This window comes from Alkanindiges illinoisensis DSM 15370, from assembly GCF_000619845.1.
Taxonomy (GTDB): domain Bacteria; phylum Pseudomonadota; class Gammaproteobacteria; order Pseudomonadales; family Moraxellaceae; genus Alkanindiges; species Alkanindiges illinoisensis.
This window is the reverse complement of sequence record NZ_JHUX01000007.1, coordinates 159,399-179,181: the sequence shown is the minus strand read 5'-3', so window position 1 is coordinate 179,181 and position 19,783 is coordinate 159,399. Positions and strand designations below refer to the sequence as shown.

The window sequence follows — 19,783 nt, the reverse complement described above, 5'->3', positions numbered from 1 at the left end:
GACAAGCCCGGAGACGTGGACACGATTGCGTTGCATTGTGCTGACCTACCGAGGCATTAAAAACTTTGTTGAATGGTCATGGTTTGCTCACCACGACGGATTTCAATTTGTGCATTGCGCTGCTGCTGAATTTGTTGCAGCGCCCGGATATCATTCTGGATTTGTCCCAGTGGCCGGCCATTAAGTGACACAATACGGTCGCCCGGACGCAAGCCTAGCTTATTGCGGATTTCAGCAGGTGCGGTTGCTGAAACTTCATAACCCTGACTGGTGGGCTGTACGCCCATTTGGCTTAAATAGCCACTGGGATTACTTTGCAACTGCTGAATGGCATCACCCAGCGCATTCTGGGCTTGCTGAGCCTGATTAACAGGATTATTCAACGCTGCTGCTGTGGAAGTAACAGCCGGCCCGGAAGCCATTGCGCCTTCATCTCCAAAATACAGAGTTGCTTCACGGCCATCTGCATAGCCCAGTGTGACATGATCCCAGGCCACAGCAACAAGACGCTGGCTGGTGCCTTCAATCTGCTGGCCAATACGGTAGCGGTTAGAAATGTTATTGGCACGAATCACCGCCGCTGAATTGCGCGCTGGCCTGCCCAGAAAAATTCCTTCCAGCTTCAGCGGGATCTGCGCTTCAGGGCTTTGCCCAGAGGGTAAATCCACCCGGTTTTCCTTAAACAAAGAAAAACCACTAATGTTGGGCACTTGCGTGGACTGGTTATAGCTGAGCGGAATGTCACGCGCAACTGGCGGCTGTGGCGGCGCCAGTACCAGCCAGATCAGGGCAGCCAGTTTCCAGCATAGCCAGACAATTAAAACAAACAAGAGCCACGGTGCGGTTTGATCCAGCGTTTTAAGTGAAAAATACTGACGCATTATGGCGCTCGCAAACTCGATAGGGGCTGACGGGTCGACACGACAGCGGTATCCAGTCCGGCCTGTCCCCGGTAGCCTGCAACAGTCAGCAATAAGCGCTGGGTTAACTGAACTTCCAGCATTTGATCCTTGGACAAGTAAATATCACCCATGCGTTCGTTTTGTCCGGTAGTCAGGTTAAGTTGCAATCTGCCCTGCGGTGCACTTAAGTGAGCCACCAGTGGCGGCAGATTCGCACGTTCAATGTGCCCTTCAAAAGGATAACCCAGCATGCCACCGGCCCAGTTCATTTGCCCTTCGGCATCCTCCCAGCCCTGCTGCTTGTGATAAATCACCTTGAGATCACGTAACTGGATTGGATTATTGGGCCACTGCCACGGAAACAGGCTGCTTAAAGTTTGGGTGCTGATTTGTCCATTAAACTGCTCGATGCGACGCTGGTTAAAACCCACTGCCATTTTACCATCCAGACGGGTATCACCAGTTCTCAGCTCAACGTCAGCGCCTACTCTTAACAATAGCAGTGACCACGGGCGCAATTTCCATGAAACCACACCCTGCACCTGCTCAATGTGCCAGTCAGCCTGACCCTGCCAGATGCTGCCACTGATGCTGTCAATATAGGGGTTATTGGGGGAAACACGTGCAATGATCCAGGCTGCTGGTAGCTGCAATACAATGAATAAAAGCAATAGAGAAACTGCAAAGACCCACCAGCCCTTCCCCGGCTGTTTTACTGTCATTTGTTAAAATACCATCATTTGTTTTAACCAGTGGCCATGTGCCTGCATGATGGCTCATTATGCGCAAAACTGCTGCAAACGAAAAGCGTTTTATATTAAGTTTTCATCACGCTTTAAGCCAGTAATATCAAAGCACACCACTGGCTTGCGTTTTTTTAAGAAGCTTTAAATCAAGAAATCATCCAGCTTGGCGCCATCGGTCAGTTTAGCGGCCAGCCAGCGTGGTTGCTTGCCACGGCCAGTCCAGGTTTCCTGCTGGTTTTCCGGATTGCGATAGCGAGGTGCAACGGGCTTGCGGTTTGTACTCTTGCTGGACTTGTTACCCCGGGCAACCAGTTCTTCCAGTGTTACACCCACAGACGCAGCAATTTCTATAATTCTGTCATACGCTGCATCAAGCTCTTGTTCTTTTTTTGACTCGATTAGTGCTTCGGCTTCATCGGTCAGTTTTTTCAGTTCAGCAACTGATAAACTACTAATATCAGGTTTCATTACCACTCCCACGAATATAAATAACCATTGTTATATTAAACAATATGGGCTGATCATATTATAATCGTGAGAGTGTGTCACCTTATTCTTTAAAGTTTATAGGAATAAGGATTAGAACGGTAAATCATCATCCAGATCGGTATTATATTGCGGGCTGCTGGTTGCCCCAGTATTTCTGCCCTGACCTGATGAATATTGATTATCACCGGACTGATTATTGCCCGAATAATTATTACCAGACTGGCCATTACCAGAACGGGCGCTATAGGGTGCATAGTCCATATTCTGGCTGCCTTCACCCTGACCACCACGCGGGCCATCCAGCATTTGCATGGAATCACCACGGATCTCAGTAGTAAAGCGTTCCTGACCATCTTTATCAGTCCACTTGCGGGTACGCAGGCTGCCTTCAATATAAACCTTGCTGCCCTTCTTTAAATACTGCTGAGCCACTTCACCCAGACGGTTATTTAATACGATGCGGTGCCATTCAGTAATTTCCTGACGTTCGCCTGTGTTTTTATCCGTCCAGCTTTCACTGGTAGCAATGGAAAACTGTGTGAGTGAACCACCGTTTGGAAAGCTTTTGGTTTCAGGATCACGGCCCAGAGTGCCAACAAGAATGACTTTATTTACACCACGCATGGATTATTCCTCATGTTTAATTTTTTGATATGCTGACTGTAAACTAGTCTTTATGAAAAGGCTACAGGTTGATTCACCAATAGCGACAGCTTTTGTCGCGCCTCATCATTCAGGTCTTTTGGGTCTACTTTAATGTAGGCAATGCCCTGCTGTTTTAAGATAGCAACTTCCTCAACCCCTTGTACTTCAAGGATTTGAGCACTCCAGTTGCTCAGGTTAATCTGATCTGATGGCAAGTCAACAGTTAGAGTAGACAGGTAGCGCGGTGACTCCAGAAACCAGCTCACGCCAAGCCAAATGGTGGCCAGGGCAACCAGAATGCCCCAGGCCAGTGTGGTATTGCTGCTGGATAATAACTGCCCGCCCAGTACACCGCCAAAGAACGCTCCCAGAAACTGGCTGGAAGCATTGATACCCATTGCCGTAGCTTTTACCGAAGGCAGGGCAATCTTGGACAGCCATGAAGGCAATAGGGCTTCGATCACATTAAAGGCAATAAAGAACAGCGCCAGACCTAAAATTAATCCCCATGGCGTGGTATAAAATAGGCTTAAAACAACTAATGCCGCAGTAATGGAAAATACCGCTGCCATAAAAATATAACGCATTTGCTGTTTTTTTTCGGCCACAATAATACTGGGAAAGGCAAAAAAGCAGCTGATTAATAATAGGGGTAAATATACCCAGCCATGATGATTTACCGGAATACCGGCCCACTCAACTAACTGGCTTGGAATAAAAACAAACAATGCTGTCATGATTAAATGCAGCATGAAAATGGAAATATGCAGGCGGTTTAAGTTGGCATTATTTAATACCAGTTTAAATTTTTCCCGATAATGACCATTGGCCTGTTTATGCTGAATCGAAACCTGCGGCACCAGTAATAGCAGGAAAATTGCCAGAATACCGGCAATGCTGGAAAACCAGAATAAGCCGGACAAACCAATATGTGCCGTCAGTAATGGGCCAATAATAAAAGCCAGCATGAAGGATGCGCCAATACTCATGCCCATAATGGCCATGGCCTTGCTGCGCTGTTCCTCACGGGTGACATCGGCCAGTAATGCCATCACCACCGCAGAAATTGCCCCGCCGCCTGCCAGTGCACGGCCAATAATCACCTGCCAGATCTCGGTAGACATGGCAGCAATTGCATTACCCAGCGCAAACAGGATCAGGCCAAAAATAATCAGGCCACGGCGCGATACATAATCCGCCCACAGGCTAAAGGGAATTTGTAATAAAGCCTGGCTTAAGCCATAAACACCGACAGCCAGACCCAGCAATGCAGGGGTCGCACCACTGTACTGCTGCCCTGCAATGGCAAAGACCGGAACGATCATGAACAAGCCCAGCATGCGCAGGGCAAAGATACTACCTAAAGCAAACGTGGAGCGGCGTTCTGTGGCATTCATGAAAATTTTGAACCGTAAAGGATGATGCAATAGAAAACGCTAAGCAGTATACGCTTATTTTACTAATGTGCCAGATTGTTGCATAGCCGCTGCGTTTGCACAGCCCTGCCTGATTGAAAAAATTTTTTGGTAACGGCGACGGGATGACAACTTGAAGTTACATAAATTATCACCATATTTAGGCTTAAATATTATTCTTTTAACCTGTATATGGCGTAGCCGGAAGGTCCTGGTCATCAGACTGCGATGGACTGCCTTTTAGTCGTTTGATCATGCGTTACCGTTGTTCATCCACAATTAGCTGAGATTTACATGAGCCAAAATGAAATTCGTATTCGTGGTGCAAAAACACATAATCTAAAAAATATCTCGCTGGATATTCCGCGTGATAAGTTTGTGGTGATTACCGGATTATCAGGCTCGGGTAAATCGTCACTGGCTTTTGATACCTTATATGCCGAAGGCCAGCGCCGCTATGTGGAGTCGCTGTCGGCTTACGCACGGCAGTTTTTGTCGCAAATGGAAAAGCCGGAAGTAGACAGCATTGAAGGCTTGTCACCAGCGATTGCCATTGAACAAAAATCCACCAGCCATAACCCGCGCTCCACCGTTGGCACCATTACCGAAATTTACGATTACCTGCGCCTGCTGTATGCCCGCGTGGGAACACCGTACTGCCCGGAACATGACTTGCCGATGGTGGCACAAACCGTGTCTGAAATGGTGGATAGCGTTAAGGCCCTGCCTGAAGGTGCAGCGCTAATGTTGCTGGCGCCCGTGGTTCGTGAGCGCAAGGGTGAATATACCCACCTGTTTGAACAATTGCAGGGACAGGGTTTTGTGCGCGCGCGCGTGGATGGTGAAATTATTGAGCTGGATGAACCACCAACGTTGGACAAAAAGAAAAAACACACCATTGAAGTGATTGTGGATCGTTTCAAGGTGCGTGAAGACTTGGGCAACCGGCTGGCGGAATCATTTGAAACTGCCCTGCGACTGGGTGGTGATATTGCCACCTTAAGCTGGCTGGATGGCAGTCATCCTGAGCAGGTGTTTTCCGCCAAGCACAGTTGCCCCCAGTGTGACCGTGCAGTGGCCGAACTGGAACCGCGCTTGTTTTCCTTTAACAATCCCTCTGGTGCCTGTCCGGTCTGTGATGGCTTGGGTGTACGCAGTCACTTTAGTGCCGAAAAACTGATTCCCAATGCTGAACTGTCGCTGAATCAGGGCGCGATTAAAGGCTGGGATCGCCAGCGTCCGTATTACTTTGGTTTTATTACCAAGCTGTCAGCGCATTATGATATTGATATGAATGCGCCGTGGCACACCTTGCCCAAAAACCAGCAAAACATTGTCTTGAATGGTTCGGGTAAGGAAAAAATTGATTTTTCCTATGTGGATGAACGTGGCCGCAAGCAGCATCGGGTAATGGTGTTTGAAGGGGTACTACCCTATCTGGATCGCCGTTACCGGGAAACTGAAAGCAATCTGGTACGCGATGATCTGGCGCAGTATTTGTCCAATGCCGCCTGTGATGCCTGTGGTGGCTCCCGCCTGAATGAACTGGCACGCAACGTGAAAGTGGTCAATTGTACTCTGCCTGAAGTCACCAAGATGTCGATTGGTGATGCAGAAAGCTATTACCAATCGCTTAAACTGGAAGGGGCCAAGGGTGAAATTGCCGACAAGATTTTCAAGGAAATCCGCGAGCGCCTGCATTTTCTGGTGAGCGTTGGCCTGAATTATCTGAGCCTGTCGCGCTCTGCCGATACCCTGTCCGGTGGTGAAGCACAGCGTATCCGGCTGGCCTCACAAATTGGTGCGGGCTTGATGGGCGTGATGTATGTATTGGATGAGCCATCCATTGGTCTGCACCAACGTGATAATGACCGCCTGCTTAAAACCCTGATCCGTTTACGTGATCTGGGCAATACCGTACTGGTGGTTGAGCATGATGAAGACGCGATTCGTGCCGCTGACCATATTATTGATATTGGCCCGGGTGCTGGCGTACATGGCGGCGAAATTATCGCCGAAGGTACGTTTCAGGAAATTGAAGCGCATAGCGATTCCCTTACTGGGCAGTATCTGTCGGGTCGGTTGAAAATTGAAGTGCCGAAGCAGCGCAATGCGCCACAGCCGGACAAGATGCTGCATCTTAATGGTGCCTGTGGTCATAACCTGAAAAAGGTGAATTTAAGTATTCCGCTGGGCCTGTTTACCTGTATTACTGGTGTGTCCGGTTCAGGTAAATCCACGCTGATTAACCGCACTTTGTTGCCACTGGCAGCTACACAATTGAATGGTGCCAGTACGCTCACGCCGGAAAAATTTGACACTATTGATGGCTTACAACATCTGGACAAGGTGGTCGATATTGACCAAAGCCCGATTGGCCGTACCCCACGTTCTAACCCGGCTACTTATACCGGATTGTTTACCCCGATTCGCGAACTGTTTGCGCAAACGGTGGAAGCCAAGGCTCGCGGTTATGCGGCTGGACGCTTTAGCTTTAACGTGAAAGGCGGACGTTGTGAAGCCTGCGAAGGCGACGGTATGATCAAGGTGGCCATGCATTTCTTGCCGGATATGTATGTGCCGTGTGATGCCTGTCATGGCAAGCGTTACAACCGTGAAACGCTGGAAGTGAACTACAAGGGCAAGAATATTTCCGATGTGCTGCAAATGACGGTGGAAGATGCTGCCGAGTTTTTCTCTGCCATTCCGGCCATTCATCGCAAGCTGGAAACCCTGATTCATGTGGGGTTGGGATATATTCGCTTGGGTCAGGCAGCTACGACGCTATCCGGTGGTGAGGCGCAACGGGTGAAACTGGCGCGTGAACTGGCCAAACGGGATACTGGCAAGACGCTGTATATTCTGGATGAGCCGACCACTGGTCTGCACTTCCATGATATTGCCAAGCTGCTGGAAATCCTGCATCACCTGCGCGACAAGGGCAATAGTATTGTGGTGATTGAGCACAATCTGGATGTGGTGAAAACCGCAGACTGGATTGTGGACTTGGGCCCGGAAGGTGGTTCTGGCGGTGGCTTGATTATTGCCGAAGGGACACCGGAAGAAGTAGTGAAGGTGAAAAAATCATTTACAGGGCAGTTTTTGAAGCCTTTATTGAAATAAGCTGAGTTGTGCATGTAGAACCACTGGCGCCGATTTAGAATCTCTGATGATTTTAACTTTGCGCCAGCTTTCTAATTTATCTGTGACAAGTACACTTTCAATGCCATCAAACAAAGAGGGTTGTGTTTTCAAAAATTTATCAGCCCGATTTAAGCATTTACGCAGCCATGAATAAGACATTTTCAGCTCTGCCGCAATATTCAAATAAGTATGTTTGTCTGTTTTAGATTTAAGCCTTTCAAACAATTCAATATATGCCAATACCATTGAAAAGCTATTTTCTGCAATCTGCCTGATTTGTATTTTCTCTGTGATCAGATTGTCCTCAGCATCAAGCAATTGCTGCAATGGTTCATGTGCATCCGAAGCTTTTGCTTGCAGCAAGATAGGGTGTGTTGTTGCATCTGGGTTGTTACGCAATGGTTGATCTATCCTTGCTGCGTACTTAATATTTTTCTCAGAATATTCAACAAACTTTTTATGCATTGCACCGTACAAATATTTCCGGTGTTCTGCATTATTAATATCGAATGAACCAAGTACTGCTACTTTCCATTCTGTAATAACAAAAATCAAAGCTTCATTTTCAATATCTTCTTTTTGATGTTCCCCCGAATCTTTAGCAATACACTGCCATAATGTTCCATATTGCTGTAGCTCAGCATAAATTTTTAGCTGTTCAGTTTTGTCCATATCAATGTTCTAGAAAAGAAAAAAGCAAGTTAATGCTTTTAAATTTAAAACTAATGACTTCATTAATGCGGTGCCGAGTGCTGATATTAACCCGTACAATTCAAAACAAAAGATTACCCTAAGGTTTTGACAATGTTAGCCTCGTTCCTTATTACTTGATGCTTCCTTTTTCCAATAAGATGTACTCAGCCATGAACTTTAATGAGCTACCGTTTCAACATGCCATTGAATTTAAACAAGGCAATGGTTCACGACAACTTGCCGTGTTTAGTGACCCTGAATGCCCTTATTGCCAACGGCTGGAACTTGAACTGGCCAAACTGGACGATGTCACTATCCATGTTTTTCCGTTTCCCCTGACGCAATTGCATCCAAAAGCAGAACAAATTACCCGTAAAATATGGTGTTCGCCGGATCGGACCAGCGCCTGGCGTGATTATCTGACCCAGCAGCTTAAGCCAGACAATGCCGGAAACTGTGATACTCCAGTTGAAGCCAATCTGCAACTTGGTCAAGCGCTGGGTGTCAATGGCACACCCACCCTGATACTGTCCAGCGGCAAATTAATAACAGGCGCTGCTTCTGCTGAGGATATTGATCCTTTACTGGATTAGATAGACTAAAAAGTGCGGCTAGCAGCTGTTACAACACTATTGATTAAACGTCGCAGTCTGCTCACCTACCAACAAATTTTTGCCAGTCGTTTCTGGTTCAAGGCATTTTGCTTAACGGCTCAAGCTTAAATTTGAGTCGTTTTTTATGAATATCTAAAAAGACTTTTTGTTGTTTCATGCATCAATTCTGTAAGTTTTTAACTTAGCTCAGGTTTTTCACTTATATTGCAACAATAAATGCCCCTGTAAAGACATTAATCAGGGCAGCTGAACACAGCAATATGGAGAAGAAAAATGCTTACACGCAGGGAAGTCCGATTTTACTCAGCGTTTATATTATCCTTACCGTTTTGTAGCCTGATGGCCAGTAGCCTAAGCTATGCTGCTATAGAAGCAGAAAACAAACTGGAAACTGGGGCAAGCCAAGCAATAACGCCCACATCACCCTTGCCCTATCCGGTTGCCGACGCGCAACTGGGTGAAATGCTTTATCCGCATGAAGCCGATTATGCCCAGCAAATTGGCATGGAGCTTGAAAAGCTGATCCGTAAACGCGATAGCCAGGGACAGGCGCATCGTGATGTGCACCCCAAAGCCCATGGCTGCGTTAAGGCACAATTTCAGGTGCTAGATCAATTGCCTGTGTCGTTAAGTCAGGGCATGTTTAAACCGGGGCACAGCTATCCAGCATGGATCCGGTTTTCCAATGGCTCGCCAAAACCGGATCGTGCCGACATCAAGCGCGATGCACGCGGCATGGCCATTAAGGTGATGAATGTTCCGGGGCAAAAACTACTGGAAGATGAAGCACAGGCCAGCACGCAGGATTTTATTTTAATTAACCATCCGGTGTTTTTTGCCAATGAACCCGAGCGCTATCTGGCGTTGATGAAAGATATTAATGGCGGTTTTTTAAAAAAGCTCCAGATTCCTTTTTCACTGGGCTTTAAAGGCAGCAAGATTGCCTTTCAAACCACCCGTTCCAGAATTGCCAATCCGCTGCAAGCCCGTTACTGGTCAATGGTGCCTTATCAATTGGGTACAGGTGCAAACCGAAATGCCGTGAAGTATTCAGTACGGCCCTGTATTGCCAAGCAGGACGCCATTCCTGCACAGCCAGACCACAACTATTTGCGCGGTGCCTTAAAGCAAAGCCTGAATAATGCTGATGTGTGCATGGAGTTTCTGGTGCAGCCGCGCACGTCTACTGCGCTGTCCGTGGAAGACTCGATGACCGAATGGAAAGAAAGTGATGCGCCATTTTATAAGGTGGCAACCCTGACCATTCCACAGCAAACATTTGACACACCAGCGCAAAACCAGTTTTGTGAAAACCTGTCATTCTCACCCTGGCATGCGCTACCTGAGCATCGGCCTTTAGGCGCAACCAACCGGATGCGTAAGGTGATTTATGACCATATCAGCCGGGTCAGACATCAGGCTAATTCTGTAGTTCGTCAGGAACCTGAATAATGACAGTAATTTTACTTGACCTAAGGAAAGACCAGTCAGGTCAGTAAACCTAAACAGGTAGAAAATATCTTTTGGCGGGCCTTATACAAAAGCAGATACCTCGCTCAATACCATTGCCTTAGTAAACAGTTTATCGCGTGTTACGTATTTATTTGCTACCATTCGCCGCCTAACTTCTGCTCGACATCTTGGCCTTATGACCTCGCCATACCAACTGCAACTTCAAGAAAAAATTGACCGCATCAGCGCGCAATTTGCTGATTATAACCCGCCTGCCCTGCAAGTGTTTGAATCCCCAGAACAACACTATCGCATGCGCGCGGAGTTTCGCATCTGGCATATTGAAGATGACCTGTTCTATGCCATGTTTGAACGCAGTGCAGATGGCAAGCAGAAGAAAGTCATTCGTATAGATGAATTTCCCATTGCAGACCAAGGCATCAACAGCTTAATGCCAAAACTACTGGCAGCCATTAAAGCTGTGCCTGTGTTAGCAGAACGCCTGTTTGAAGTGGGCTTTTTGGCAACCTTAAGTGGCGAAATGCTGGTCAGTTTTATCTACCACCGCAAGCTGGACGCAGACTGGGAACAAGCCGCCAAAGCATTGGGCGAGCAGTTGAATATCAGCATTATCGGGCGCAGTCGCGGTCAAAAACTGGTGGTTGGCAATGACTTTGTGGTGGAAAAGCTCAAGGTTCAAGGCCGGGAATTTATCTACAAACAAGTGGAAGGCAGCTTTACCCAGCCTAACGCGCAAGTGTGCCAGCACATGCTGGACTGGGCTTGCAGCGTGGCAGGACATTCAGATAAAGATTTACTGGAACTGTATTGCGGCAACGGTAACTTTACCCTGCCTTTATCGTTGAGATTTAGAAAAGTATTGGCAACCGAATTGGCAAAATCATCGGTACATGCGGCTGAATGGAATATTGCGCAAAACCAGATTGATAATATTCAGGTTGCACGTTTATCCGCAGAAGAGTTTACCCAGGCCTATCACGGTGAGCGTGAATTCAGACGTTTGCAGGAAGCCAAGATCGACCTCAAAACTTATGATTTCGATACGGTCTTTGTTGATCCGCCACGCGCAGGGATTGATGACGCCACCTTAAAACTGCTGCAAGGGTTTGAGCGCATCATCTATATTTCCTGTAACCCGGACACCCTGCACGACAACTTAAAGACATTAAGCCAAACGCACCGTATTAGCCAGTTTGCCTTGTTTGACCAGTTTCCTTATACCCATCACGTAGAATCCGGGGTATTACTGGAAAAGCTTTAAAAGGTGATAGTAAGTTAATGGCAGACATTTTTATTGCAGGACAAGGCCTGGTACACGCTACGGCAACGGTAGATTATCCGCGCCCGGAGCGTCTTGTTGCAGGTAATCCAAAACGGCTGACTACTAGCCTGTATGAACATCCCAACATGAGCTGTGGCATTTGGCAGTGTGAAGTGGGTGCGTGGCGCATTGTATTTGCCAGCAACAAACAAGAGTTTTTTCAGCTGATCAAAGGGACAGTTCGCCTGCACGACGCGCAAGGTCAGTTTGTGGAAATTCATGCAGGTCAGGCTGGCATTATTCCACCCGGTTTTATCGGTATGTTTGAAGTGCTGGAACCGGTAGAAAAATATTATGTAATCGTAGAAACCACCGCCTAACGACTGGGCATTATCACGATTAATCGCGTTTGGGTGCATGCTTAATATATTGCAGTGTTACCACTCGCGATACCACCAGCGTTAGATACATCACCCCCACAAACATCTGCAATGAAACCAGCACCCGTGCTGCAGACGAAACAGGAATAATATCGCTTAACCCTGTGCCAGACTGCACACTAAAACTTAAAAATAATAATTCCAGCCAAGTTCTTGAGGCCTGACCATGAAAAGCAACAAAGCTGGCTGGAAATAGAGTCTGGCAGGCACTGTACAAGAAAGCAAAAGCCCAGGCAAAGAGGGTAAAAACAGTTGCTGCGGCAAAAAGCTCATCGCGGGTAACGTATTTATCAGCAAACATATACATCAGCAAACCTGACGCACCATAGATATAAGCTGCTGCTTCAATGACATTGGCAGCGACCTGAATATGCGGTGTTCCACCACCAAATAAAATAATGCCGGACAGGATTAAGGCAGCTATTACCAAAATCAGGCCTACGACGGTATAAATGGGACTGCGCCGGATAATTGCAGCAATGAGCAACAAAGCCAGTGCACTCAAGCACCACGACAGCGCGTTACTGTTCATTGTTTTGGTGGTCAATGGCGATAAAATGAAAATAAATAACTGCAAAAACAGCAACCATGCTGAAGGCAACAGTTTTAGACCTTTCCAGTGGATTAACAGGCTATGCATTATGTGATAGCTATTGTGATTAACTTATTGAAAAGTATGTCATGTTTGTCTGTTAAAACATTTGAGCCTTATGATGTTTATGGTAACGGCAAGTGAGATAAAAAAATTTGGCATAACAGCCCTATCCTGAAAATTACTCTGGACAGGGCTTAGCCATAAGCTATCTTCAATATCAAGCCTGATCAGGTCATTTTTAAAATGGGCTTGACCACCTTGCCGCTAAAACTGTCACGAATGGCATCATTGATCTTTTTAAACGGATAAAACTTGACCAGTTTTTCCAGCGGGAACTTGCCTTGCTCATGCAGTTGCATGATGTGCTGATGCGCATTTGGCGTTTTGCCACCGCCGCCTACAATGCCAATTAATCGCTTGCCATTTAAAGTATCGGCATGATTCAGCTTAAAGGTATGCACGGGCGAGCCGCCACCCACCATGCCACAGACGCCTAGAATTCCCAGAGATTCCATGGCAGCAGGCACCATCTTACCGCCCAGCGTACAATCCAGACTGTAATCCAGCCGGTTTTTGGTCAACAACCGGATCTTGGCCGCAATGGCTTCTTTTTCCGATTTAAACACATGGGTAGCACCCAGTTTTTTGGCCAGCTTCAAGCGGTTGCTGTTGGGATCAACCACAATAATGGTTTCACATTCGCGCACCACCGCTGCCATCACTGCCGCCAGTCCGGTAGAGCCTCCACCAAAAATAGCAATGCTGCTGCCCGCTTGTGGCTGCAATTCATTGAGTACCGCGCCTGCACCAGTGGTAATACTGCACCCCAGTGGCCCCATCAAATCCAGATCAATGCTATCAGGCACTTTAATCAGGTTGCGCTCCAGAGTAATGGCATGGGTTGACCAGCTGGATTGCTGGAAAAAATTGCCATACAGCTTGTCGCCATTGGCTTTTCTAATGGCATGTGAGCCATCCAGCCGCTGAAAACCAAACGATAGCGGGCCTGCCAGCTCACAATAGCGTGGCTGGTCGCGCAGGCAATTGCGGCATTTGCCACAGGAGGGAAAACTAATGATGACACGATCACCGACTTTAAACTGGCTCACCTTGCTGCCTATGGCTTCAATGATGCCTGCGCCTTCATGCCCCAATACGCAGGGTTTGCCTGTGGGCAAGTCACCATTGAGGACTTCATGGTCAGTGCCACAAATTCCGCAACTACTGATTTTGACCAGTACTTCATACTCTTGTGGTTCATCCAGCTCAATTTTGGCCAGCTTGACTTTGGGATAGCGCGACAGGGAAACAAGTGAACGCTCAAACAGGGCTGCTGTTGCACGCATGATCATTATCCAATGTGTTCGTTGCATGCCAGTGTTCCATCAAGCCTGCATTAGATAAGTAGATTTTCTGTACAGTTGCTGTGCATAAACTTTTAAACATTTTCATTTGATAATTTATTTAATTTAACCCGGGTAATATTGATTATTTATTTTTATCCGGGTAAATTAAGCAAGCTTCCTCAAAAATTAATGAGAACAACATGAATACCTTAACCCATTGGACTGCTTTCCAAGATCACCAGCAATTTGCCAGTGGTGATCCCTGGGATGTGGCTGTAGTAGTGAGTCGTGCCCTGCAACAGCAGCCGGGTCAGAATATTTATATTTTTGATGATCAGACGGGTCGCATGGTCGATATTGACTTAACCATTAGCCCTGCTGCACTCATGGCTCAATTGCAAACCCAGTATGCGGTTAATGAAACAGCAGTACCCGAAGCATTGCGTGGCGCAGGCAGGCCAAAGCTGGGCGTGGTAGCACGCGAAGTGACCCTGTTACCCCGGCACTGGGAATGGCTGGCAACCCAGCCCAGTGGTGCATCAGCGACCTTGCGTAAACTGGTGGAGCAGGCCCGCAAACAGGATCAGGCAACTGTTGCAGTAAGACAGGCACAGGAAGCCACTGACCGCTTTATGAATGCCATGCTTGGCAATGCACCCGGATACGAAGCAGCAGCACGGGCATTATATACCGGTCAGAAAGAAGATTTCCTGCGCTATATCGAGCCATGGCCAACCGACCTGCGTAACTATGTACAACGGCTGGCTGAACCTGCATTTGGGACAATTAAGGCTGAATCTGAACAATAAACTTTATGAATTCAATCTTCTGAATAATGTCCGTAATCTGCTGACTGTCCGGTCAATGTCAGTTTTTGCCACTGGGTTTAACGTGGCCTTGGCTTAGGCTTGACCGATATTTAATGACAGAAAATCAGTAACCAGCAATCAGGAGGCCCGTGATGAATCCACCAAACCCGACTTTAAACACTCCGGCATCCGGATCAGACCAAACGGTTGCTTACCCCTATGTGAGTGTTCAATCCCCAGCACAGGCTGAAACCCATCCGGTGTTTAATGTATCGTCTGAGCTGGGTGACATCAACCTGTTTGACAGTGATCTGGCCCTGCAGGAAGCCGTACAACGTGAAGGTGCAGACTGGGCCATTGATGATTTAAAACAGTTTGGCGCACTCACGGGCTCGCGTGATTATTTGTACTTAGGTTATCTGGCCAATAAATACAAGCCGGAACTGGATACCCATGACCGCTTTGGTCATCGTGTGGATGTAGTGCATTATCATCCGGCTTATCATGAACTGATGCGTTCAGCCTTTGCCAACCAGTTGCATTCGCTGCCGTGGGTTAATCCGGTAGCGGGTGCGCATGTGGCACGGGCTGCCAAATTTTTAATGCAGGCTCAGGTGGAAGCGGGACACATTTGCCCCACCACCATGACTTTCGCCTGTATTCCCAGCATTCGCTCCACACCGAAACTGGCCGCGCTGTGGGAAGAAAAAATCCTGAGTCCGGTGTATGACCCACGGAATTTGCCAGCTTGCCAGAAAAACGGCCTGACCGTTGGCATGGGCATGACCGAAAAACAGGGCGGTTCCGATGTGCGCGCCAATACTACCGTTGCTGTTCCAATTCATCAGCGTGGGCCGGGCGAAGATTATGAAATTACCGGACACAAATGGTTTTTGTCCGCGCCCATGTGTGACCTGTTTCTGGTGCTGGCCAAAACCGATGCTGGTGTTTCCTGCTTTTTGGTGCCGCGCTGGCGACCAGATGGCAGCAAAAATAGCCTGCAGGTGATCCGCCTCAAAAATAAAATGGGCAATGTGTCCAATGCCTCCAGTGAAGTGGAGTTTCGCGGTGCCTTTGGCTGGCTGGTGGGAGAGGAAGGCCGTGGTGTTGCTACCATTATTGAAATGGTGAGTTTAACCCGCTTTGATTGCATGACTGGCTCAACCGCCATTATGCGCATGGGGCTGATTCAGGCGATTCATCATTGCCGGCAACGGGCAGCCTTTGGCAAAACACTGATTGACCAGCCACTGATGCAAAATCTGCTGGCCGACCTGACGCTGGAATATGAAGGGGCATTGGCACTCACCATGCGTATGGCACGTGCGCTGGATCAAAAAGAACAGGACAGTTCAGGGAATTCGCATGAAAGCCTGCTGGCCCGGCTTGCCACTGCCATTGGCAAATACTGGATTTGCAAGCGGACACCGAATCATAGCTATGAAGCGATGGAAGTGATTGGCGGCAGTGGCGTGATGGAAGACAGCCCCATGCCACGCCTGTACCGTGAAGCTGTTATTAATACCATCTGGGAAGGTTCAGGCAATGTGCAATGTCTGGATGTGCTACGCGCCATGACCAAAACCCCGGCCACCGTGGAGGCTTATTTTAAAGAAGTCAGTTTAGCGCTAGGCAAACATGCGCTGTTTGACCAGGCAGTAAGCCGCTTGCAGGCAGAATTTCAAAATAGGGAAAATCTGGAATTTCGTGCCCGCAATGTGGTCGACCAGCTGGCAGTAGTATTACAGGCAGCTTTACTGCTCCAGCATGCTCCGGATTATGTGGCTACTGCATTTTGTCTGTCGCGTCTGGGCCAGCAAGGCATGCATAATTATGGCAGCCTCCCTGTAGAAGTGGATGCCAAAGCCATTATTCAGCGCACTTATCATGTTTAAATTCAACAGCCAGTTTTAACTTCAATAAAATGCTGAAAAACAAAAGCCCGAATCAATCGGGCTTTTTGCTATAGGTCACCTGATCGGTCAGGCTGACTTGGGGCAATTGGCAATCAGTTGCTCAGGCTGAGAAAACACCTGACTGCGATGATAACCATCCACATAATGCTCAAGCTGGGTCAGGATTTCATCCAGTCCATGCAGGTCACGGGCATTATTAGTAATCAGCTGCAACAGGGTTTCAACTTCTTCAAGGCTATACTGTTTTTCAATGGCCCGCACAATCAGGCTGTGCTCAGTCCGCTCACCATTGGCATCATCAAGCAGCAGCTCTTCATACAGTTTTTCACCATTGCGCAGGCCGGAAAATACAATATCAATGTCGCCATGCTCGGTTCCCGGTTCGCGTGGCGTCAGACCGCTTAAAAAAATCATGCGCTTGGCCAGATCAACAATTTTAACCGGCTCACCCATATCCAGCAAAAATACATCGCCACCCTTACCCATGGCACCCGCCTGAATGACCAGCTGGGCGGCCTCGGGAATGGTCATGAAATAACGGGTCACTTCCGGATGGGTTACAGTAATGGGCAGGCCTTCGGCAATTTGCTTGCGGAACAGTGGCACCACAGACCCGGATGAGCCCAGTACATTACCAAAGCGCACCAGACTAAACTGGGTTTTACAATCCGGCTGGGCAGCCAGTGCCTGACAGGCCAGCTCGGCAATCCGCTTGGAGGCGCCCATCACATTGGTGGGACGTACTGCCTTATCCGTTGAAATCAGAACAAACGTATCCACCCCGGAATTCTGGGCAGCCTTGGCACAGCGATAGGTGCCCACACTGTTATTCATCAGGCCTACAAAGGGATTGACCTCAACCAGCGGCACATGCTTGTAAGCCGCTGCATGATAAACAGTATCAACCTGATAATTGCGCATCAGCTGTTCCAGCTTGGCCTGGTGCAGCACGCTGCCCAGCGATGGAATAATGCATAAATCCGGTGCGGCGGCTTTTAACTCCTGCTCAATGGCATACAGCGCATATTCCGACAGTTCCAGCAGAATCAATAGCTTCGGGTTAAGCTTGATAATCTGACGGCACAATTCACTGCCAATCGATCCGCCAGCACCCGTCACCATTACCACTTTTTGCTCAATATTGGCCTTAAGAAAATGGGGAATGGGCGGCACCGGGTCACGACCCAGCAAATCCATGATATCCACTTCCTGTATATCAGAAATTTTCAGGCGACCATTCACCAGCTCTTCAATTGGCGGTACTGACTGGACTTTCACCATCAAAGGTTCCAGTTTTTCAATAATCTGGCGGCGTTTACTACGGGTAATGGATGGCAAGGCCAACAGTACCTTTTGTACCTGACGTTTGGGAATTACGCGAGCCAGTTCCTGACTACTGTAAACCTTAACCCCAGCAATACGTCCGCCAACCAGCAGCGGGTCATCTTCCACAAAACCGACCACTCGCTTGTAGGCATGATTTCTCAGGGAATTAAATAAGGCAATGCCGGCTGACCCTGCCCCATAGATCAGAATATTCTTGGTGGGCGTTAAAATAATTTGCCGGTGACGCAGCACAAAACGCGCCATAATCCGGCTCGTCCAGAGCCAGATAAACAGCAAAAACACATAAGGTAACGGTACTGAGCGCGGAATATGCAGCAGCATGGAATTAATGCTGAAGATCACCAGACTGAGTAAAAATAGGCCCAGCAGCACTGATTTAAACAAATTCTCATTAAAGGAACGTAGAATTTCCTGGTACAGGCCACTGAGCCCCAGAAACACAAAAGACAGCATATAAATAATTACCTGACTTTGCAGCGGCAGGTAATAGTCCAGCGACAATAAGCGCGCGGCCATCAGGAAATGCAGGATAAAGACCATGATGACCAGATCACTGGACATGATAATCAGCTGCTTTTGCCAGCGTGGCAAACTTGACAGGCTTTTTAGCGTTCCACGTATCAGTTTGTTGGCAGGCATGAAATCATTCACTCGCGCTAATAACACCTGAGGGTTTACGCGCCTGCTCAGCCACAGTTGCAATGGCTTGCAGGGTTTTTGCAATATCTTCCGTACTTAAGCTCGGGTGTACCAGAAACATCACACTGGTTTCACCCAGTTGCCTGGCCACAGGCAAACGTTCTGCTGGTCGCCACGGCGTGTGATCAAATGCTTTTTCCAGATAGACCTCAGAACATGAGCCACTAAAACACGGCACGCCCAGTGCATTGATTGCCTCAATCACCCGATCACGCGTCCAGCCTGTAGCCAGTTGTTCAGGCTTGATAAAGGCATAGGCTTTATAATAGGCATGCTGAAAATCACTGGATGGCAGGGGTACCTCAAAAATACCTGCCTGCTGGCAAGCCCCTAAAATAGCCTGGGCGTGGGCAGTTCGCTTTTGATGCCACTCAGGCATATAGGTCAGCTGGATGCGACCAATCACGCCCTGCAGCTCGGTCATGCGCCAATTGGTGCCAAAGGACTCATGCACCCAGCGAAAACCCGGTGCATGCTGACGCTGATAGACTGCTTCATAGCTTTTGCCATGGTCCTTGTAAGACCACATTTTTTGCCAAAGCTGCTCATCATGGGTGGTGACCATGCCACCTTCGCCACCCGTGGTCATGATTTTATCCTGACAAAATGACCATGCGCCAACATGCCCAATTGAACCGGCAGCACGACCTTTATAATATGCCCCATGCGCCTGTGCGCAATCCTCAATCACATAAATGCCACGCGCATTGGCAAACTGCATGATCGGGTCCATGTCACACATCCAGCCTGCCAGATGCACACAAATAATGGCGCGGGTATTCGGCGTGATGACTGCCTGAATGGTACGCAAGCTGATGTTCTGTGAATCAGCTTCTATATCGGCAAATACCGGATTAGCACCAGCTGTGACAATTGAACTTGCCGAGGCCAGAAAAGTGCGTGACGTGACAATGACATCATCACCCGGGCCAATACCCAGCGCCTTTAGGGCCAGATCCAGCGCTACCGTACCATTGGTAAGGGCAATGGCATGTGGCACGCCCACCCAGTCAGCAAATTCTTTCTCAAACTCGCGGCATTCCTGCCCTGTCCAGTAATTCACCTTATTAGACAGCAATACATTGGCAACGGCATCCGCTTCTTGCTGGGTAAAACAGGGCCATGGTTGAAAAGCAGTATTGAGCATGATATTTATCTTAATGAAAAAAACTGGATTACTGGCAAACTCTGATGGATTAAAACTGCATCACAGCTTCTTATATCCCTTTTAAAATTCAGGACAGTCATC

At 48.0% G+C, this 19,783-nt stretch carries 17 protein-coding genes; 7 read left to right on the top strand and 10 right to left on the bottom strand.

The genetic code is table 11. The annotated features are described in order from the left end of the window. Positions 1-56: 56 nt before the first annotated feature. The 5 genes from Q337_RS0111900 to Q337_RS0111880 form a co-directional block, all read right to left on the bottom strand. Positions 57-881: a type II secretion system protein N gene (locus Q337_RS0111900; RefSeq protein WP_034280217.1), complete on the bottom strand. Its 825-nt coding sequence runs from the start codon at positions 879-881 to the stop codon at positions 57-59. Further along, the gene (gene gspN, locus Q337_RS0111895) at positions 881-1,624 is read right to left on the bottom strand and encodes a type II secretion system protein N (protein WP_026471779.1); all 744 of its coding nucleotides are present in this window, start codon (positions 1,622-1,624) and stop codon (positions 881-883) included. The genes Q337_RS0111900 and gspN overlap by 1 nt, the downstream gene beginning before the upstream one ends. 165 nt (positions 1,625-1,789) lie before the next feature. Further along, positions 1,790-2,116: an H-NS histone family protein gene (locus Q337_RS0111890; RefSeq protein ID WP_026471778.1), complete on the bottom strand. Its 327-nt coding sequence runs from the start codon at positions 2,114-2,116 to the stop codon at positions 1,790-1,792. A 111-nt stretch (positions 2,117-2,227) separates the two neighbouring features. Beyond that, the gene (gene ssb, locus Q337_RS0111885) at positions 2,228-2,761 is read right to left on the bottom strand and encodes a single-stranded DNA-binding protein (protein ID WP_026471777.1); all 534 of its coding nucleotides are present in this window, start codon (positions 2,759-2,761) and stop codon (positions 2,228-2,230) included. A 50-nt stretch (positions 2,762-2,811) separates the two neighbouring features. Beyond that, entirely contained in the window at positions 2,812-4,179 is a 1,368-nt protein-coding gene (locus tag Q337_RS0111880; protein WP_026471776.1) for an MFS transporter, read from the bottom strand. A 312-nt stretch (positions 4,180-4,491) separates the two neighbouring features. On the opposite strand from Q337_RS0111880, the gene uvrA reads away from it, so the two are divergent. Next, a complete protein-coding gene (gene uvrA, locus Q337_RS0111875; protein ID WP_026471775.1) occupies positions 4,492-7,320 on the top strand; it encodes an excinuclease ABC subunit UvrA in 2,829 nt (942 codons plus the stop codon). Here uvrA and Q337_RS0111870 read toward each other — a convergent pair. Next, on the bottom strand, positions 7,309-8,013 hold the full coding sequence (locus Q337_RS0111870; protein ID WP_034280213.1) for a hypothetical protein: 705 nt from the start codon (positions 8,011-8,013) through the stop codon (positions 7,309-7,311). The genes uvrA and Q337_RS0111870 overlap by 12 nt on opposite strands. Positions 8,014-8,204: 191 nt before the next feature. Here Q337_RS0111870 and Q337_RS17630 point away from each other — a divergent pair, with 191 nt between their 5' ends. From Q337_RS17630 to Q337_RS0111850, 4 genes are all read left to right on the top strand, one after another. Continuing rightward, entirely contained in the window at positions 8,205-8,627 is a 423-nt protein-coding gene (locus Q337_RS17630) for a DsbC family protein (RefSeq protein ID WP_051526834.1), read from the top strand. Positions 8,628-8,921: 294 nt separating this feature from the next. After that, positions 8,922-10,100 (top strand): catalase family protein, encoded by a 1,179-nt coding sequence (locus Q337_RS0111860; protein WP_034280209.1) that lies wholly within the window; start codon positions 8,922-8,924, stop codon positions 10,098-10,100. Positions 10,101-10,296: 196 nt separating this feature from the next. Further along, positions 10,297-11,382 (top strand): tRNA (uridine(54)-C5)-methyltransferase TrmA, encoded by a 1,086-nt coding sequence (gene trmA / locus Q337_RS0111855; RefSeq protein ID WP_026471772.1) that lies wholly within the window; start codon positions 10,297-10,299, stop codon positions 11,380-11,382. A 17-nt stretch (positions 11,383-11,399) separates the two neighbouring features. After that, the gene (locus tag Q337_RS0111850) at positions 11,400-11,762 is read left to right on the top strand and encodes a cupin domain-containing protein (RefSeq protein ID WP_026471771.1); all 363 of its coding nucleotides are present in this window, start codon (positions 11,400-11,402) and stop codon (positions 11,760-11,762) included. A 19-nt stretch (positions 11,763-11,781) separates the two neighbouring features. Here the strand turns inward: Q337_RS0111850 and Q337_RS0111845 are convergent, their stop codons facing one another. Continuing rightward, positions 11,782-12,462 carry an ion channel gene (locus Q337_RS0111845; RefSeq protein ID WP_026471770.1) on the bottom strand — a complete coding sequence of 227 codons (681 nt, stop codon included), beginning with the start codon at positions 12,460-12,462 and terminating at the stop codon, positions 11,782-11,784. A gap of 182 nt (positions 12,463-12,644) precedes the next feature. Further along, positions 12,645-13,763, bottom strand: a complete 1,119-nt coding sequence (locus Q337_RS0111840) for an NAD(P)-dependent alcohol dehydrogenase (protein WP_026471769.1) — start codon at positions 13,761-13,763, stop codon at positions 12,645-12,647. Between the two features lie 200 nt (positions 13,764-13,963). On the opposite strand from Q337_RS0111840, the gene Q337_RS0111835 reads away from it, so the two are divergent. Together Q337_RS0111835 and Q337_RS0111830 are read left to right on the top strand one after the other, a co-directional pair. After that, positions 13,964-14,572: a DUF2239 family protein gene (locus Q337_RS0111835; RefSeq protein WP_026471768.1), complete on the top strand. Its 609-nt coding sequence runs from the start codon at positions 13,964-13,966 to the stop codon at positions 14,570-14,572. 152 nt (positions 14,573-14,724) lie between these two features. Then, on the top strand, positions 14,725-16,467 hold the full coding sequence (locus Q337_RS0111830; RefSeq protein ID WP_084494817.1) for an isovaleryl-CoA dehydrogenase: 1,743 nt from the start codon (positions 14,725-14,727) through the stop codon (positions 16,465-16,467). Positions 16,468-16,554: 87 nt separating this feature from the next. Here the strand turns inward: Q337_RS0111830 and Q337_RS17625 are convergent, their stop codons facing one another. After that, the gene (locus Q337_RS17625) at positions 16,555-18,456 is read right to left on the bottom strand and encodes a polysaccharide biosynthesis protein (RefSeq protein WP_407636778.1); all 1,902 of its coding nucleotides are present in this window, start codon (positions 18,454-18,456) and stop codon (positions 16,555-16,557) included. A 22-nt stretch (positions 18,457-18,478) separates the two neighbouring features. After that, positions 18,479-19,681 (bottom strand): DegT/DnrJ/EryC1/StrS family aminotransferase, encoded by a 1,203-nt coding sequence (locus tag Q337_RS0111820; protein WP_026471766.1) that lies wholly within the window; start codon positions 19,679-19,681, stop codon positions 18,479-18,481. Positions 19,682-19,783 lie beyond the last annotated feature (102 nt).

What these genes read in the sequence shown, in the direction of transcription:
- Q337_RS0111870 (WP_034280213.1), bottom strand. Translation starts at nt 8,013, where the DNA reads ATGGACAAAACTGAACAGCTAAAAATTTATGCTGAGCTACAGCAATAT.
- Q337_RS0111860 (WP_034280209.1), top strand. Translation starts at nt 8,922, where the DNA reads ATGCTTACACGCAGGGAAGTCCGATTTTACTCAGCGTTTATATTATCC.
- ssb (WP_026471777.1), bottom strand. Translation starts at nt 2,761, where the DNA reads ATGCGTGGTGTAAATAAAGTCATTCTTGTTGGCACTCTGGGCCGTGAT.
- Q337_RS17630 (WP_051526834.1), top strand. Translation starts at nt 8,205, where the DNA reads ATGAACTTTAATGAGCTACCGTTTCAACATGCCATTGAATTTAAACAA.
- Q337_RS0111830 (WP_084494817.1), top strand. Translation starts at nt 14,725, where the DNA reads ATGAATCCACCAAACCCGACTTTAAACACTCCGGCATCCGGATCAGAC.
- trmA (WP_026471772.1), top strand. Translation starts at nt 10,297, where the DNA reads ATGACCTCGCCATACCAACTGCAACTTCAAGAAAAAATTGACCGCATC.
- Q337_RS0111880 (WP_026471776.1), bottom strand. Translation starts at nt 4,179, where the DNA reads ATGAATGCCACAGAACGCCGCTCCACGTTTGCTTTAGGTAGTATCTTT.
- gspN (WP_026471779.1), bottom strand. Translation starts at nt 1,624, where the DNA reads ATGACAGTAAAACAGCCGGGGAAGGGCTGGTGGGTCTTTGCAGTTTCT.
- Q337_RS0111850 (WP_026471771.1), top strand. Translation starts at nt 11,400, where the DNA reads ATGGCAGACATTTTTATTGCAGGACAAGGCCTGGTACACGCTACGGCA.
- Q337_RS0111890 (WP_026471778.1), bottom strand. Translation starts at nt 2,116, where the DNA reads ATGAAACCTGATATTAGTAGTTTATCAGTTGCTGAACTGAAAAAACTG.
- Q337_RS0111845 (WP_026471770.1), bottom strand. Translation starts at nt 12,462, where the DNA reads ATGCATAGCCTGTTAATCCACTGGAAAGGTCTAAAACTGTTGCCTTCA.
- Q337_RS0111820 (WP_026471766.1), bottom strand. Translation starts at nt 19,681, where the DNA reads ATGCTCAATACTGCTTTTCAACCATGGCCCTGTTTTACCCAGCAAGAA.
- Q337_RS0111900 (WP_034280217.1), bottom strand. Translation starts at nt 881, where the DNA reads ATGCGTCAGTATTTTTCACTTAAAACGCTGGATCAAACCGCACCGTGG.
- Q337_RS0111835 (WP_026471768.1), top strand. Translation starts at nt 13,964, where the DNA reads ATGAATACCTTAACCCATTGGACTGCTTTCCAAGATCACCAGCAATTT.
- Q337_RS0111840 (WP_026471769.1), bottom strand. Translation starts at nt 13,763, where the DNA reads ATGCGTGCAACAGCAGCCCTGTTTGAGCGTTCACTTGTTTCCCTGTCG.
- uvrA (WP_026471775.1), top strand. Translation starts at nt 4,492, where the DNA reads ATGAGCCAAAATGAAATTCGTATTCGTGGTGCAAAAACACATAATCTA.